Raw genomic sequence first — 16,570 nt, forward strand, 5'->3', positions numbered from 1 at the left:
CTGTTATTTTGGAGAATCACATGAACACACAACCTCTGCGCGTCGGCATCGGCGGCCCGGTCGGTTCCGGTAAAACGGCCCTGACTTTGGCTCTTTGCCTGGCCCTGCGCGACCGCTACAACCTGGCGGTGGTCACCAACGACATCTACACCCGCGAAGACGCCGACTTTCTGGTGCGCAACGAAGCCCTGGCGCCGGAGCGGATCATCGGCGTGGAAACCGGCGGCTGCCCGCACACGGCGATTCGCGAAGACGCTTCGATCAACCTCGAAGCCGTGGACCAACTGAACCGCCGCTTTCCGGGGCTGGACCTGATCCTTGTGGAGTCCGGTGGCGACAACCTGTCCGCCACCTTCAGCCCCGAACTGTCCGACCTGACCATTTATGTGATCGACGTCTCGGCCGGCGACAAGCTGCCGCGCAAGGGTGGGCCGGGGATCTGCAAATCGGATCTGCTGGTGATCAACAAAATCGACCTCGCTCCATTGGTGGGTGCGTCGCTGGAGTTGATGGACAGCGACACCAAACGCATGCGCAACGGCAAGCCGTTCGTTTTCAGCAACCAGAAAACGGGTCTGGGCCTGGAAGAGATCATCGCCTTTATCGAACGCCAGGGCCTGCTGACAGCGGCGTGAACACGATCAACTTTTATCAACAAGGAAGCTTATCCATGACACTTAAACGCATTCTGGGCGCCATTGCCCTGCTGCTGACCCCGGCCATCGCCTTCGCCCACCCGGGGCATGGCGACAACGGTTTGATCGCCGGCATCAGCCACCCGGTCGGTGGCCTCGATCACTTGTTGGCGATGGTTGCGGTCGGTTTGTGGGCGGCACAACAGAAAGGCGCTGCACGCTGGGCGCTGCCGTGCACATTCGTCGGCATCATGCTGATCGGCGGGTTGCTGGGGTTTGAAGGGCTGAACCTGCCGGCGCTGGAGAGCGGGATTGCGGCGTCGGTGCTGGCGCTGGGTCTGGCGGTGGCTTTGGCCGTGCGTCCGCCGTTGAGCCTCGCCGTTGCGGCAACCGCTTTGTTTGCGCTGTTCCATGGGGTGGCGCACGGACTGGAGTTGCCGCAGATGTCGAGCCCCTGGGCGTATGCGGCGGGTTTTGTAGCGGCGACGGCTGCGCTGCATGGATTGGGTTACGCCGTAGTGCGGGTGTTGCCGCAAGCGGCAGCGCCGTTGGTTCGACTGGCGGGTGCGGCCTCGGCGGCGACTGGCGTGTGGTTGTTGACGGGCTGATTTCTTTATCGCCTGTGATGGCCTCATCGCGAGCAGGCTCGCTCCCACATTTGTCCTGTATACACAACTCCACTGTGGGAGCGAGCTTGCTCGCGATAGCGGTCTGACAGACACCGCATCTCTCCGGCCGGCCTCTCTGCTAACATGTCGCGCAATCAACCCTGCCGTGACGACGCCACCCAATGCCGCCTGTTTCCCGCTCTGCTTCCCAGCCTGAATTGACCACTCTGTTTGCCTCGGTGCAACAGCACTTCCAGGACGTAATCGTGCCGCTCTGGCAAGGTCCCGGCTGGAATGCCGACATGGCGCTGCCCTATGAGGCGCTGGACGCCGAGCACCAACCGCTGCCGCCCCAACGCTACCGCGCCATGGCCTGCGCGCGGCAGCTTTACCTGTTTTCCAGCCTGATCGGCCAGGTTCCTGCCGCCGAAGAGCGCGCCGCAGCGCTGTTCCGTTCCCTGCAGCAGCATTTCCACGATGCCGAGCATGGCGGCTGGTTCTATAGCGTCGACCCGCACGGTGCTCCGCTGGATCAGCGCAAAGACCTCTACACCCACGCCTTCATCCTGTTCGCCTGCGCCCATTACTGGGACAAAGTCCGCGAACCGCTGGTGGAATCGGTGCTCAACGCCGTACTGGAAGTGGTCGCGCAGCGCTTTGCCACGGGCGACAGCCTGTACGAAGCCAGCCTCGACCGTGACTGGTCCTCGCTCGAGTCCGGGCCGCTGCAAAATCCCCTGATGCACTTGGCTGAAGCCTTCCTCGCCACGCTCTCGGTGCGCAAAGACGTCGCCGTGCAAGACGCGCTCGTCGAGTTATGCACAGCGATGCAGAAGCGTTTTATCGACCCGCAACACGGTGTGTTGATGGAAAAACCGCTGGGCGCTGTGGATAACTGGTTTGAACCGGGACATCAGTTCGAATGGTATTTCCTGCTGGAATCGTCTTCGTTACTGCGCGGTTCGACACTGCATGCTGCTCTGGAACGCGCCTTTGCGCTCACTGAGCAACTGGGCGTCGATCCGCAAACCGCCGCAGTGCGGGCGTCGCTCGATCTGGATGGCCGTCCCAAGGATGCCACCCAACGCATATGGGCCCAGGCTGAATACCTGCGCGCTCTGACCTTGCGTCCGAACAGCGAAGGTTCGGTACAACGCCAGTTGCAGGCGTTGCAGCAACACTTTCTGCATGTGGGCGGATGGTATGAGTGTCGGGATGAAAATGGCGATGTCAGTCGCAAGGACATGCCGTCGACCACGCCTTATCACTTGGCAACCTGTTATCGCGGATTGGTCGAATATCTCGGCTAAGTCCTCTGTGGCGAGGGAGCTTGTCGGATCGCCGCACCGTCCCGCTGGGCTGCGAAGCGGCCCTAAAAAAGGGACTGCTGCGCAGTCCAGCGGGACGGTGCGGCGATCCGACAAGCTCCCTCGCCACAATTAAGCCTTGCCAGCATTACGCTCAATCGCAAACCCGCTCCACGTCTGGCTCACCGGCATCAGCTCCAGGCTGTTGATGTTGATGTGCGCCGGGGCATTGAGCACCCAGAAAATGGTGTCGGCGATGTCTTGCGGCTGGATCGGCTCGGCACCGGCGTAGGTCGCGTTGTAACGTTCCTGGTCACCGGCGAAACGCACCAGTGAGAACTCGCTTTCGCACAGGCCCGGCTCGATATTGCTGACCCGCACGCCTGTACCTTGCAGGTCGCAGCGCAGGTTCAGGGAGAACTGTTTGACGAACGCCTTGCTCGCGCCATACACGTGGCTGCCCGGGTACGGGTAGTTGCCGGCGATGGAGCCGAGGTTGACGATGCCGGCGCCACGACCGTGAGCAATCAGGCGGGGCAACAACAGACGAGTGCTGTACATCAGGCCTTTGATGTTGGTGTCGACCATGGTGTCCCAATCGTCGAGGTCGCACTTGGGCGCCGGGTCAACACCCAGGGCCAGCCCGGCATTGTTGATCAGACCGCGCAGTTTGGCGAAGGACGGCGGAAGGTTGGCAATGGCCTCCTCCATGGCCTTGCGATCACGCACGTCGAGCACCAGGCCATGGACCTCGGTCTGCTTCGACAACTCGGCGCACAACGCATTGAGGCGTTCTTCACGACGGCCAGTCAGCACCAATTTCCAGCCGGCTTCGGCAAAACGACGGGCGCAGGCTTCACCAAAACCGGAGGTCGCGCCGGTGATAAACAGGGTGTTGGACATCGTGTTCTCCTTGCTTCGGCTGATCGGCAGCCACTGGAATAGAAAATCAGCAGCCAGCATGCCCGGCCTTGCCCACAGCGGCAACTACCGCAGACGCTGTACAAAAAACGATCAAACGCTGCCGGACCTTGCCCGCCGTGGCTCTCAGCCATGTGCGCGCACCTTATCCACAGGCCGGTCCACAGATTCCGGGGGCAAGTGGAAAAGCTGTAAGCCGCTGTGCACAAGGCTTTGCGGGCAAATTGGAAATTTTTTTGCTTGACCCTGGAACGTCGGCTGTGTAGCCCATGGCATTTTGCACGATTGACCGGTCATACCGACGATGGCGCCAAGCCAGTAACTACGGCCTTCAGCCGAGTCTTTCCAGAGTTTAACCACAGACTTATCCACAGGCCACTCCACCCTGTTTCGTCCCGTTTTCGTCATCAACAAAAAGGTTGACAAAGCCCCCTCGCGGTCATGCAAAAACGCCTGATCAAAAAACAACCACAACTCTGCAAGCCACGGTTTCAAAGGCTTTCAGCCAGCTACTCCCACGTTATTCACAGCCAGCTCCACAGCAAACGGGGACAAGTCAAAACCGTGACAAAACAACTATTTGCAGCGGCTTTATGTCGCGCTTTGAGAGCTTGTGAATATTGTTTTCCACAATTTCAAAAAACCTTTATCACCGGCATAAAAAAACGCCCTGACGTGGATGCGTCAAGGCGTTTTTTATGTGCTCAGCGGTTTAGTGGCCGCCGAGATAAGCGTTACGCACTTCCTCGTTAACCAGCAGCTCCTTGCCGGTGCCCGTGAGGCGGATCTCGCCGTTGACCATCACGTACGCCCGGTCCGACAGTTTAAGGGCGTGGTTGGCGTTCTGCTCCACCAGGAAGATCGTCATGCCGGTTTTGGCCAGTTCCCGCAGGGTCGCGAAGATCTGTTTCACCACAATCGGCGCCAGACCCAGGCTCGGCTCGTCAAGCAATAGCAGTTTCGGCCGGCTCATCAGCGCACGTGCGATGGCGAGCATTTGCTGCTCGCCGCCGGACATGGTCATGGCCCGCTGGGTGCGCCGCTCTTCGAGTCGCGGGAACAACTCGAACATGCGTTGCATGTCTTCCTTGGCGTACTTGTCACCGATAGGGATGGTGCCCATCAGCAGGTTTTCCTCGACGGTCATGTCGGGGAACACCCGCCGGCCTTCCGGCGATTGAGCGATGCCGTTGGACGCGATGTAGTGGGATGACTTGTGAGTGATATCCACACCCTGATAGATGATCTGCCCATCCGCCGCCCGCGGCTGACCGAAAATCGACATCAGCAGGGTCGATTTACCGGCGCCGTTGGAGCCGATCAGACTGACCGTTTCACCTTCATTGATGTGCAGCGAGACATTCTTCAGGGCCTGGATCGGCCCGTAAAACACATCCAGATCCTTCAGTTCGAGGATGGGTTGGCTCATAGCACCACTTCCTCTTCATCGGCGCCCAGGTAGGCCGCAATCACTTTCGGATCGTGTCGGATGTCGTCGGGGCCGCCCTCGGCGATGACGATGCCGTGGTCCAGCACCACGATGTGGTCGGAAATGCTCATTACCATACCCATGTCGTGTTCGATCAGCACCACGGTCAGATCGTGCTCGTCGCGCAGCAGCCGGATCATCGCGCTAAGCGCTTCGGTTTCCTGAGGGTTGAGGCCGGCGGCCGGTTCGTCGAGGCAGATGATCTGCGGCCGGGTGCACATGGCCCGGGCAATTTCCAGACGGCGTTGCTGACCGTAGGACAGCTCACCGGCCAGGCGGTTGGCGCAGTCCACCAGGTCCACCACTTCCAGCCAGTAGAACGCGTGGTCCAGCGCATCGCTTTCGGCTTTGCGGTAACCCTTGGTGTTGAGGATCCCGGCCAGCATGCTGCGGTTGACCCACATGTGTTGGGCCACCAGCAGGTTTTCCAGCACCGACATTTCCTTGAACAGGCGAATGTTCTGGAAGGTCCGCGCCAGGCCGGCACGGTTCACCAGATGAGTGCCGCCGAACATCTTGTAGTGGAGCCGGCTGATGAAGTTTTTCGGCGATACAAAATCAGTCGCCTTGAACGGTTCACCCAGCATTTTGATGACATCGGTCCGCTCGCCACGCACGTTGAGTTCGATCTTGCCGCCCGAGGCCTTGTAGAACCCGGTCAGACAGTTGAACACGGTGGTCTTGCCGGCGCCGTTGGGGCCGATCAGGGCGAAGATCGAGTTGCGCTTGACCTTCAGGCTGACATCGTTCAACGCCTTGATGCCGCCGAAGTGCATCATCAGCTTCTCGACCGAGAGTACGACTTCGCTCATGGCGCTACTCCTTTACGCGGGGTCACACCGGTACGGCTGATCCGAATCAGGCCGCGCGGTCGCCAGATCATCATCAACACCATCAGGATGCCGAACAGCAGCACGCGATACTCCGCGAACCCACGCAGCAGTTCCGGGGCGACGGTCAGCACGAAGGCTGCAATCACCACGCCGATGGTCGAGCCCATGCCGCCGAGTACCACGATGGCGAGGATCAATGCCGATTCGAAAAAGGTGAACGAGGTCGGGTTGACGAAACCTTGGTAGGTGGCGAAGAACACGCCGGCCAGACCGGCCGTCGATGCACCGATGGTGAACGCCGAGAGTTTGACCAGTACGTGGTTCAGACCCATGGAGCGGCAAGCGATTTCGTCTTCACGCAAGGCTTCCCAGGCGCGACCGACCGGCATGCGGGTCAAGCGGTGCTTGATGTGCAATACGGCCAATACCACCAGGAACAACACCGCGTAGATGAAGTAGTACTTCACGTCCGGGTTATAGGCGATACCAAAGAACTCATGGAAAGGCACCCCGCCCTCTTTCGCCCTTTTGCCGAACTCGATGCCGAAGAAGGTTGGCAACGGAGCGGCCATGCCATTCGGGCCGCCGGTCAGGGACAACCAGTTATTGAGGATCAACCGGATGATTTCACCGAAGCCCAGGGTCACGATCGCCAGGTAGTCACCGTGCAGGCGCAGTACCGGGAAACCGAGGATGCAACCGGCAAGGCCGGCGGTGATCGCCGCCAGCGGTAGCACCGTCCAGAAGCCCAGACCGAGGTATTGGTAACCGAGCGCCAACCCGTAGGCACCGATGGCGTAAAACGCCACGTACCCCAGGTCGAGCAAACCGGCCAGGCCGACCACGATGTTCAGCCCCAGGCCCAGCAGTACGTAGATCAGCCCGAGGATGACCACACCCAGCAGGTAGGAGTTGGAGAAAAACGGGAACACCACAGCGACGACAATCAACACCGGGATGATCCAGCGCAACCGGGTTTTATAGTCAGGCGGCAGTACATGAACGCCGGAGCCGGTGCTTTCAAAGCCTTCAAGAATTTTCAGGCCCTTGGAGGTTTGCAGGAACAGGCTCAAGGCAAAGCGGCCGGCCATGACGATGGCGACAATCCACGCCACCCGGGTCGTTTCCAGGTTGAAGCCATAGCCGTCGAGGACGATGCCGACAATCGGGCCGAACACAATCAGGGCCACAAGGCCGGCAAGAATCGCGTCAACCAGGCTTCTTTTGAGATCAATGGTTTTTTTAGTGGTTGAAGACATCGCTTACACCTTCGACACAAGAGGACGGCCGAGCAGGCCTTGAGGCCGAAAGACCAGAACAAGAACGAGCAGCGAGAAGCTGAAAACGTCTTTGTAGTCCGAGTTCACCAGACCTGAGAACAGTGATTCGGAGATCCCCAGAATAATCCCGCCAAGCATGGCGCCAGGCAGCGAACCGATCCCGCCGAGTACCGCGGCAGTGAACGCCTTGATGCCGATCACAAAGCCTGCGTAGAAGTCGAACGTGCCGTAGTTCATGGTGATCAGCACGCCGGCCAGGGCCGCCATCGCTGCACCGATGATGAACACATAGGAAATCACCCGGTCGGTGTTGATCCCCAGGATCGAGGCCATCTTGCGGTCTTGCTGGGTGGCGCGGCACATGCGGCCGAGCTTGGTGTACTTGATGACGTAGGTCAGCAGGCCCATCCCGACAAATGCGGCGATCAGAATGAAGATCTTGGTGTAGGTGAGCTGGACGAAGCCGCTCCCGACTTCAACTCGCCATGCACCGGTCAGCAGTGTGGGCACGCCTTGTTGGCGGGCGCCCTGGGCGATCTGTGCATAGTTTTGCAGGATCAGGGAAATACCGATGGCGCTGATCAGCGGTGCCAGTCGTGTGGAGTTGCGCAACGGTTTGTAGGCGACGCGCTCGATGACCCAGCCATACACCGCCGTGACGATGATGGTGAAGACCAATGTGCCGAGCATCAGCAGAGGGAAGGATTCAATACCGAAGTAAGCCAGCAGAGCCAGACTGATTGCCGCGAGGTAAGCGGAAATCATGTAAACCTCGCCGTGGGCGAAGTTGATCATGCCGATGATGCCATAGACCATTGTGTAGCCGATGGCGATCAGGCCATAGACCGACCCGAGGGTCAGGCCGTTGACCAGTTGCTGCAGGAAAATACCATCCATAACGCAATCTCACGCATTTGAGAGACTGCACAGAAGCCGGGTACGACGGACCGGGGTTCAGCCGCCGGCGCAACACGGTTGTGTGCAGCTCTACGAGAAAAGACAGGTACTGCACGGACATGTTGATTGATGGCCCGGCGCACAAGGCGCCGGGCAATCAGCAGTTCATATCACTTCTGTTTTTCCAGTTGGTGGTATTTGCCGTCCTTGTCCCACTGGTAAACCACGTAGTCGGAGATTTTCAGATCGCCCTTGGCGTCCCAGGTTTTCTCGCCCATCACGGTTTGGACCTTGTTGGCTTTCAGCCATTTGGCTGCGTCGTCGCCCTTGTTGGACTTGGCGCCATTGAAGGCAGCCGCCAGGGTCTGGACCGAAGCGTAGGCGTACAGGGTGTAGCCTTCAGGCTCGGTGCCTTTTTTGCGGAACTCATCCACTACCGTCTTGCTGTCTGGCAGCAGGCGCGGGTCGGCGCCGAAGGTCATGTACACGCCGTCAACGTTCTGCGGACCACCGGCGGTGGTCACCAGTTCGTCGGTCACGATGCCGTCATCGGACATGAACTTGACGTCTTTGAGGCCCTGTTCACGCAGTTGGCGAACCAGTGGACCGGCTTCCGGGTGCAAGCCACCGAAGTAGACCACGTCGGCACCGGCCGCACGGATCTTGGTCACCACGGCGCTGAAGTCTTTCTCGCCGCGGGTCAGGCCTTCGTACAGCACCGGCGTGACGCCGCGCTTGACCAGTTGCGCCTTGGTGGCGTCCGCCAGACCTTGGCCGTAGGTGTCTTTGTCGTGCAGGACCACGACTTTCTTGCCTTTGAGTACGTCGACGATGTAGTCGCCGGCCACGATGCCTTGCTGGTCGTCACGACCGCACATACGGAACATGGCAGCCAGGCCGCGCTCGGTAACCTGTGGGTTGGTGGAGCCTGGAGTGATTGCGATGATGCCCGCTTCGTCGTAGATCTCCGAAGCCGGGATGGTCGAGGAGGAGCAGAAGTGACCGACTACGCCAGCGACTTTCTGGTTGGTCAGGTCCTTGGCGACCGTCACAGCCTGTTTCGGTTCGCAGGCGTCATCGCCTTTGACCAGTACGATTTTTTCCCCGTTTATGCCGCCCGCTGCGTTGACCGCATCGGCCGCAGCCTGTGCACCCTTCATGTACTGCTCGCCAAATGCCGCGTTGGCGCCGGTCATCGGTCCCGCCACACCGATTTTCACATCAGCCTGTGCAAACGCAGAAACACCCAACGCAGTTGCCACTGCGAGGGCCAAAAAGCCTTTTTTGTAAAACGTCTGGGACATGAGGTGGTGCTCCAAGGTTTTTTTTTAGTTGGCACTGCGACTTCCTGAATGCTCAGAGCAAGGGCCGTGCCATCGGTTTTTTATTCTGAAAAAAGTCGCTGCTTTATTGTTATTTCGACTGTTTCGATCCCATTTTCATTGGGTGTGCAACCGTCTAAACCGCGGAAGGTGAAACCATTTATTTTTAAAGGCGCAACCCGAGCGCGCCATCATTGCAACCGCGGCGCCAAACGACGTGCAACCAGCCTGTAACAACATGCGTCACCGAAGTGCACACTGCTGGTGCGCAACTGCTACAACCCGCACCTTTTACAGGCTAGACGCTGCGCGAAAAAGCGCCGCTTTCAGCAACAAATTTCAACAATCAAATAACGATCCGCAGGCACTGGCCTGCGTGATACAGCGAGAATCCGGCCTCGTACAAACAGCTGCGTAACCCCACGCCCGCCAGTGGCTGCATGGGCGCAAAGGGAATCGGCAGTGCTTGAGGATTTCCGTTACACAGATAATCGGCAAAGGCTTTGCCGACGACAGTGCCAGTAGTGACGCCCCGGCCGTTGTAACCGGTGACTGCCACTAAACCGGGCGCTGGCTCGAACAAACGCATCAAATGATCGGGGGTGAAGGCGATGCAACCGGTCCAGGTGCACTCCCATTCCACCGGTTTGAGATAAGGAAAATAGTGCTGTTGAACCCGGTCGGCCCAGGCCTTGAGAAACCAGGTCGGTTTCTGATTGCCATTACCGAGACTGCCGAGCAGCAGACGGCCATCCTTATCGCGACGAACACTGCTGAGGACCTGGCGGGTATCCCAGGAACCCTGGCCACCCGGGAGAATTTGCTGCGCAGCCTCTTCGGTCAGCGGGACCGACGCCACTTGATAGTAATAACCGGGGAAGAAGTTACGCCGCAATTCCGTCCAGTCACCTTCGGTGTAGGCGTTAGAGGCAATCACGACTTGCTCGGCAAGCACCGAACCCTGAGCGGTTTGTACTGACCAGCGTTGGCCTTGACGTTCGAGGCGGGTCACCGGTGAATGATCGAACAACTGACCGCCGAGGCCGATGGCCGCTTTGGCCAGCCCCGTCGTGTAAGCCATTGGGTTGATCGTGCCGGCACGTCGATCGAGCAGTGCGGCGGCGATCTTTTTGGTACCCGTCGCTTGTTCGCAGGCTTGACCGGTCAGCAGTTCCACCGGCGCGCCACGACGTTTCCATTGTTCTTCACGACTGCGCAAGTCCGCTTCGCCACGGGCGTTGTGTGCCATGTGCAACGTGCCTTCACGGCGTAACTGGCAATCGATGTTGTACTTATCCACCAGGCTGAACACCAAGGACGGCGCCGCACCCAGCATGCGGTTGAGCTGACTGCCGACCGCCTCGCCGAAACCGGCTTCGATCTCGTCCGGTGGAATCCACATCCCGGCATTGACCAGCCCGACGTTGCGCCCCGATCCACCATGACCGGCGCGATGGGCTTCCAGCACACAAACAGTTTTGCCTTTTTCCAGCAGATGCACCGCCGCCGACAGCCCGGTGAAACCGGCGCCTATGACGCAGACATCGACCGTCACCTCGCCCTTGAGCGCCGCGTTGTCAGGCCTTTGCGGCGTCAGTTTTTCCCACAGACATTCTTCGCGTAACGGCATTGCCAGACTCCAACAGAAACCTAACAGATACACAATTCAAGTGTGGGAGCGGCTTGCTCGCGAAAGCGGTATGTCAGTCACCATCAATGTCGACTGACAGATTGCATTCGCGAGCAAGCCCGCTCCCACAGGGGCATTACGTTCGACTCAAGTTTTAGTCGAACGTAATGCCCTGAGCCAACGGCAACTCCAGCGAATAGTTCACGGTGTTGGTCTGACGGCGCATGTAGCCGCGCCATGCATCGGAGCCGGATTCACGACCGCCGCCCGTTTCTTTCTCACCGCCAAACGCCCCGCCGATTTCCGCGCCGCTCGGGCCGATGTTGACGTTGGCGATGCCGCAGTCACTGCCCACCGCCGACATGAACTGCTCGGCTTCACGTACGTCAGTGGTGAAGATGCACGAGGACAAGCCTTGTGGCACGGCGTTGTTCAGGCGAAGCGCTTCGGCGAAATCCTTGTAACCGACCACGTACAGAATCGGCGCGAAGGTTTCGCTGCAGACCACATCGCTCTGCTCCGGCATTTCGACGATGGCCGGCGAGACGTAATAAGCGTTAGGGAACTTGTCTTCCAGTTGACGCTTGCCGCCGAACACCCGGCCGCCTTCGCTCAAGGCCTGCTCAAGCGCGTCCTGCATGTTTTCGAAGCTGTGCTTGTCGATCAGCGGGCCGATCAGGTTGCCTTCCAGTGGGTTGCCGATACGCACTTTGGAGTACGCGGCTTTCAGGCGGGTGACGATTTCTTCTTTCACCGATTCATGCGCAATCAGGCGACGCAACGTGGTGCAACGCTGACCGGCAGTGCCGACGGCGCTGAACAGGATTGCTCGTACGGCCATGTCCAGATCGGCGCTTGGGCCGAGGATCATTGCGTTGTTGCCGCCCAGCTCCAGAATGCTGCGAGCGAAACGTGCGGCGATTTTCGGCGCCACTTCACGACCCATGCGGGTGCTGCCGGTGGCGCTGATCAGCGCGACACGCGGGTCATCGACCAAGGCTTCACCGGCATCGCGACCGCCGATGATGACTTGGCTCAGGTGCGGCGGCGCGTCGCTGAAGTTCTTCAATACACGGTCGAACAGCGCCTGGCAGGCCAGGGCGGTCAGCGGGGTTTTCTCCGACGGTTTCCAGATCACCGGGTTGCCGCAGACCAATGCCAGCGCGGTGTTCCAGGCCCAGACCGCAACCGGGAAGTTGAACGCGCTGATGACGCCAACGACGCCCAACGGGTGCCAGGTTTCGCGCATGTGGTGGCCAGGACGCTCGGAAGCAATGGTCAGACCGTACAGCTGACGGGACAAGCCGACGGCGAAATCGCAGATGTCGATCATTTCCTGAACTTCACCCAGACCTTCCTGAGTGATCTTGCCGGCTTCCCAGGACACCAGCTCGCCGAGGTCGGCCTTGTATTCGCGCAGGATGTCGCCCAGTTGACGGACCAGTTCGCCACGGCGCGGCGCCGGGACCTTGCGCCACAATTCGAATGCATGATCTGCACGACTGATGTGCTGCTCGACTTCAGCGGCGCCTTCCCAGTTCACGGCGGCGATCTGGCTGCCATCGATCGGCGAATGCACCGGCACTTTGCCGTTCTGGTACAGGGCCGGGTTCACACCAAGACGATCAAGCAATGCGGCAACCATGGGTCACTCCTCAAGCAAAAAACAGAAAACGTGCAGCCGGATTGATTCGGCTGGTGAGGCCTGTAGTTTTAGCGCTCCCGACGTTACCCAACAAACGACCTTTAAGAGAGATATCATTCCGTTTATTCATGCTGCGAATTGCTGGTAAGTAAGAAACAAGAAAAAGGACAACCAATGCTGAATAAACGCTACTTGCCGTCGATCACCGCGCTGCAGTGTTTTGAGGCCGTGACCCGACATTTGAGCTTCACCCGGGCGGCTGAAGAGCTGAACCTGACCCAGAGCGCCGTCAGCAAACAGGTCGCGCAACTCGAAGAATTGCTGCAGCACCTGCTGTTCCGCCGGGTGCGCCGACGCCTGCAAATGACCCCGGCCGGTGATTTGTACCTGGTGGAGGTACGAAAAATCCTCACGCAGGTCGAGATGTCGACCCACTACCTGCGCTCCTACGGCGGTGAAACCGAAGTCCTGCGCGTCTCGACGCCCCCGACCTTCGGCGCGCGCTGGCTAGTACCACGCTTGAAAGGCTGGCGCCTGCGCCATCCCTCGATCCATCTGGACCTGTGCAGCGAGCAGGAAGCCGACGATCTGCTGCAAGGTCGCAGCGACCTGGCGTTCTACTTTGGCCAGGGCTCACGCCCCGGCACTGAATGCCTGAAGCTGTTCGGCGAAGAGCTGGTGCCGGTCTGCGCACCGGGCAGCCTGCCGAACACGCCGTTCACCGATCCTACGCAACTCACCGACCTGGTCCTGCTGCAAAACGCCTCCCGGCCCCAGGCCTGGCACGACTGGTTCGACAGTCAGGGCTACCACACCGAACACAGCTACCACGGCCCACGTTTTGAAACCTTTTACATGTGCATCCGCGCAGCCCAGGTCGGCTGCGGTGTAGCGCTGTTGCCGCGTTTTCTGGTGGAAGAGGAATTGGCCGACGGCAAACTGGTCATACCCTGGCAGCACGCAATGCCCAGCACCGATGCCTATTACCTGGCGTATCCGGAGCATTCGGCGGAAGTGCCCAAGGTGCGGGATTTCGTGAAGTGGATGCTGGAGCAGATTGACAGTCCCACATCCACCGATTAACCCCTGTAGGAGCTGTCGAGTGAAACGAGGCTGCGATCTCTTGATCTTAAAAGCAAAATCAAAAGATCGCAGCCTCGTTTCACTCGACAGCTCCTACACAGTGACTCGTCGATACAAAAATCACTGGCAATTTCCACCACTGATATGCGCCACTAGCCCCATTCATTGAAACAGCTGCAACGTCGCTGCCACGGGCCGCGGCCAGCCTGGAGAACCCCGTTATGAGCGAGAGCGTGTTTGGCGATCGCATCGTGCAGAACCTGCTCGACACCGACTTCTACAAACTGACGATGATGCAGGCGGTGCTGCACAACTACCCGAACGTGGAAGTCGAATGGGAGTTTCGTTGCCGTAACAGTGAAGATTTGCGCCCGTACCTGGCGGAAATCCGCTTCCAGATCGAGCGCCTCGCTGAGTTGAGCCTGAGCGCCGACCAGTTGAGTTTCATGGAGCGCATCAGCTTCATGAAACCGGATTTCCTGCGCTTTCTCGGGCTGTTCCGCTTCAATCTGCGCTACGTCCACACCGGTATCGAAAACGGCGAGCTGTTCATCCGCCTGCGCGGGCCATGGCTGCACGTGATCCTGTTCGAAGTGCCGCTGCTGTCAATTGTCAGCGAAGTGCGCAACCGCTATCGCTACCGTGAGATCGTCCTGGAACAAGCGCGCGAGCAGCTCTACCGCAAGTTCGACTGGCTCACCGCCAACGCCAGCGCGGAGGAATTGTCCGAATTGCAGGTCGCCGATTTCGGCACTCGCCGTCGCTTCTCGTACCGCGTGCAGGAAGAAGTGGTGAACGTGCTCAAGCACGATTTCCCCGGTCGTTTTGTCGGCACCAGCAACGTGCACCTTTCACGTGAGCTGGACATGAAGCCGTTGGGTACCATGGCCCACGAATGGATCATGGCCCACCAACAACTCGGCCCGCGGCTGATCGACAGTCAGATTGCCGCCCTCGATTGCTGGGTCCGCGAGTACCGCGGCCTATTGGGGATAGCCCTCACCGATTGCATTACCACAGATGCCTTTCTCAGCGATTTCGACCTGTACTTCGCCAAGCTGTTTGACGGTCTGCGCCATGATTCCGGTGATCCGGTGCTCTGGGCGGAAAAAGCCATTGCCCATTACCACAAGCTCGGCATCGACCCGATGAGCAAGACACTGGTGTTCTCCGACAGCCTGACGCTGCCAAAATCCCTGGAGATTTTTCGGGCGTTGCGCGGTCGGATCAATGTCAGCTTTGGCATCGGCACCAACCTGACGTGCGATATTCCGGGTGTTGAACCGATGAGCATCGTGCTTAAAATGGCCGCCTGCAACGGCCAGCCCGTGGCAAAGATTTCCGATGAGCCTGGCAAGACTCACTGCAAAGACCCGAATTTCGTCGCCTACTTGCGACACGTTTTCAAAGTACCTGCCGCCCTTTCCAGCACATCAAGTACATCTAGCAAGGAGTGAATTCATGCAAGCCGAACAGCGTGAGATTGCTGAACAGCTCAAGGTCCAGCCGCCGTTCGCCGACCAGGCCGCCCTCGAGGCTGAAGTCACCCGGCGGATCATCTTCATCCAGGACTGCCTGGTCAATTCCGGGCTGAAGACCCTGGTACTCGGCATCAGCGGTGGCGTCGATTCCCTGACCGCCGGCCTGCTGGCCCAGCGTGCCATGCGCGAACTGCGCACCCGCACAGGCGACAACAGCTACAAGTTCATCGCCGTGCGCCTGCCGTACGAAACCCAGTTCGACGAACACGATGCCCAGGCTTCGGTGGACTTCATCGCCCCGGACGAGCGCCACACCGTGAACATCGGCCCAGCGGTCAAATCCCTGGCCAGTGAAGTCGCAGCCTTCGAAGGCAAGCACGCGGTCTCGGTGGATTTCGTGCTGGGCAACACCAAGGCGCGGATGCGCATGGTCGCCCAATACACCATCGCCGGCGCGGCCCACGGCCTGGTGATCGGCACCGACCACGCAGCGGAAGCGGTGATGGGTTTCTTCACCAAGTTCGGTGATGGCGCGTGCGATCTGGCGCCACTGAGCGGCCTGGTGAAAAACCAGGTCCGGAATATCGCCCGCAGCTTCGGCGCGCCGGAGTCGCTGGTGGAAAAAATCCCCACGGCCGACCTTGAAGACCTGTCGCCCGGCAAACCGGACGAAGCGTCCCACGGCGTGACCTATGCCGAGATCGACGCGTTTTTGCATGGCGAGCCGGTGCGTGAGGAAGCGTTCAAGATCATTTGTGACACGTATAAAAAGACTCATCACAAGCGAGTAATGCCGTTCGCACCTTGATGTGTGAATAAAAAAAGCCCGCTGAAGGCGTTGATCCTCAGCGGGCTTTTCTTTGCCTCAAGCATTTATTGATGCTGAAGGCCCATTCGCGAGCAAGCCCGCTCCCACATTGGATCCGAGGAATTCACAAATCCAATGTGGGAGCGGGCTTGCTCGCGAAGAACGATAACGCGGTGGTCCGACTTACTTCAGGGTAACTGTGCCTTTCATCATCGAGATGTGGCCTGGGAACGAGCAGAAGAAGCCGTAACTTTCGCCAGCAGCCAGTTTCGAAACATCGAAAGTCACCGAATCCGTCTCGCCAGCACCAATGATTTTGGTGTGGGCGATGATGCGGGCATCATCTGCTTTCAGGTAGTTCTTCTCGATACCTGCGCTCAGGCCGTCGGTGGCGATCGGTTGCATGTCAGCTGTTTTACTCAGCACCCAGTTATGGCCCATGACATTTTTCGGCAAGCTGCCGGAGTGTTTCAGCTCCACGGTGAACGTCTTGCAGCTCTTGTCGATGCTGATTTCCTTGGTATCGAAGGACATTTGATCAGTCGAGTCGACAGTGACCTTGCATTCGGCAGCCATCAATTGGCTGCTGGCCAGTGTCAGCAGGGATACCGCAACAAGTTTGGCAAACATG

At 59.1% G+C, this 16,570-nt stretch carries 15 protein-coding genes; 6 read left to right on the forward strand and 9 right to left on the reverse strand.

Annotated features, from left to right (window positions below):
- The first annotated feature begins 20 nt into the window (after window positions 1-20).
- The 3 genes from ureG (at window position 21) to ACSQ87_RS28755 (ending at window position 2,553) form a co-directional block, all read left to right on the forward strand.
- Window positions 21-635, forward strand: a complete 615-nt coding sequence (gene ureG, locus ACSQ87_RS28745; protein WP_008157381.1) for an urease accessory protein UreG — start codon at window positions 21-23, stop codon at window positions 633-635.
- Between the two features lie 35 nt (window positions 636-670).
- Complete coding sequence (locus ACSQ87_RS28750; RefSeq protein ID WP_436274884.1) at window positions 671-1,243, forward strand: HupE/UreJ family protein; 573 nt, start codon at window positions 671-673, stop codon at window positions 1,241-1,243.
- Between the two features lie 182 nt (window positions 1,244-1,425).
- Window positions 1,426-2,553: an AGE family epimerase/isomerase gene (locus ACSQ87_RS28755; protein ID WP_436274885.1), complete on the forward strand. Its 1,128-nt coding sequence runs from the start codon at window positions 1,426-1,428 to the stop codon at window positions 2,551-2,553.
- A gap of 129 nt (window positions 2,554-2,682) precedes the next feature.
- Here the strand turns inward: ACSQ87_RS28755 and ACSQ87_RS28760 are convergent, their stop codons facing one another.
- From ACSQ87_RS28760 to amaB, 8 genes are all read right to left on the reverse strand, one after another.
- The gene (locus ACSQ87_RS28760) at window positions 2,683-3,453 is read right to left on the reverse strand and encodes an SDR family oxidoreductase (protein ID WP_046044806.1); all 771 of its coding nucleotides are present in this window, start codon (window positions 3,451-3,453) and stop codon (window positions 2,683-2,685) included.
- Between the two features lie 730 nt (window positions 3,454-4,183).
- Complete coding sequence (locus tag ACSQ87_RS28765) at window positions 4,184-4,900, reverse strand: ABC transporter ATP-binding protein (protein WP_008153378.1); 717 nt, start codon at window positions 4,898-4,900, stop codon at window positions 4,184-4,186.
- A complete protein-coding gene (locus tag ACSQ87_RS28770) occupies window positions 4,897-5,772 on the reverse strand; it encodes an ABC transporter ATP-binding protein (protein WP_008153377.1) in 876 nt (291 codons plus the stop codon). Before ACSQ87_RS28770 ends, ACSQ87_RS28765 begins: the two co-directional genes overlap by 4 nt.
- Window positions 5,769-7,052 (reverse strand): high-affinity branched-chain amino acid ABC transporter permease LivM, encoded by a 1,284-nt coding sequence (gene livM, locus ACSQ87_RS28775; protein WP_150656612.1) that lies wholly within the window; start codon window positions 7,050-7,052, stop codon window positions 5,769-5,771. Before livM ends, ACSQ87_RS28770 begins: the two co-directional genes overlap by 4 nt.
- Window positions 7,053-7,055: 3 nt before the next feature.
- Window positions 7,056-7,970: an ABC transporter permease subunit gene (locus ACSQ87_RS28780; protein WP_008153375.1), complete on the reverse strand. Its 915-nt coding sequence runs from the start codon at window positions 7,968-7,970 to the stop codon at window positions 7,056-7,058.
- A 170-nt stretch (window positions 7,971-8,140) separates the two neighbouring features.
- Window positions 8,141-9,274 (reverse strand): branched-chain amino acid ABC transporter substrate-binding protein, encoded by a 1,134-nt coding sequence (locus ACSQ87_RS28785; RefSeq protein ID WP_223431764.1) that lies wholly within the window; start codon window positions 9,272-9,274, stop codon window positions 8,141-8,143.
- 364 nt (window positions 9,275-9,638) lie between these two features.
- On the reverse strand, window positions 9,639-10,922 hold the full coding sequence (gene amaA, locus ACSQ87_RS28790; RefSeq protein WP_223431765.1) for an L-pipecolate oxidase: 1,284 nt from the start codon (window positions 10,920-10,922) through the stop codon (window positions 9,639-9,641).
- A 154-nt stretch (window positions 10,923-11,076) separates the two neighbouring features.
- Complete coding sequence (gene amaB, locus ACSQ87_RS28795) at window positions 11,077-12,567, reverse strand: L-piperidine-6-carboxylate dehydrogenase (protein WP_223431766.1); 1,491 nt, start codon at window positions 12,565-12,567, stop codon at window positions 11,077-11,079.
- Between the two features lie 174 nt (window positions 12,568-12,741).
- Between amaB and ACSQ87_RS28800 the strand changes: the two genes are divergently transcribed.
- The 3 genes from ACSQ87_RS28800 (at window position 12,742) to nadE (ending at window position 15,939) form a co-directional block, all read left to right on the forward strand.
- Complete coding sequence (locus ACSQ87_RS28800) at window positions 12,742-13,650, forward strand: LysR family transcriptional regulator (protein ID WP_223431767.1); 909 nt, start codon at window positions 12,742-12,744, stop codon at window positions 13,648-13,650.
- Between the two features lie 221 nt (window positions 13,651-13,871).
- A complete protein-coding gene (gene pncB, locus ACSQ87_RS28805; protein ID WP_415773040.1) occupies window positions 13,872-15,107 on the forward strand; it encodes a nicotinate phosphoribosyltransferase in 1,236 nt (411 codons plus the stop codon).
- Between the two features lie 4 nt (window positions 15,108-15,111).
- A complete protein-coding gene (gene nadE, locus ACSQ87_RS28810) occupies window positions 15,112-15,939 on the forward strand; it encodes an ammonia-dependent NAD(+) synthetase (RefSeq protein WP_223431768.1) in 828 nt (275 codons plus the stop codon).
- A 183-nt stretch (window positions 15,940-16,122) separates the two neighbouring features.
- On the opposite strand, the gene azu is transcribed toward nadE, so the two are convergent.
- The gene (gene azu / locus ACSQ87_RS28815) at window positions 16,123-16,569 is read right to left on the reverse strand and encodes an azurin (RefSeq protein ID WP_223431769.1); all 447 of its coding nucleotides are present in this window, start codon (window positions 16,567-16,569) and stop codon (window positions 16,123-16,125) included.
- Between the last annotated feature and the right edge of the window lies 1 nt (window position 16,570).

It is taken from the genome of Pseudomonas sp. LjRoot277, from assembly GCF_964253845.1.
Lineage (GTDB): Bacteria > Pseudomonadota > Gammaproteobacteria > Pseudomonadales > Pseudomonadaceae > Aquipseudomonas.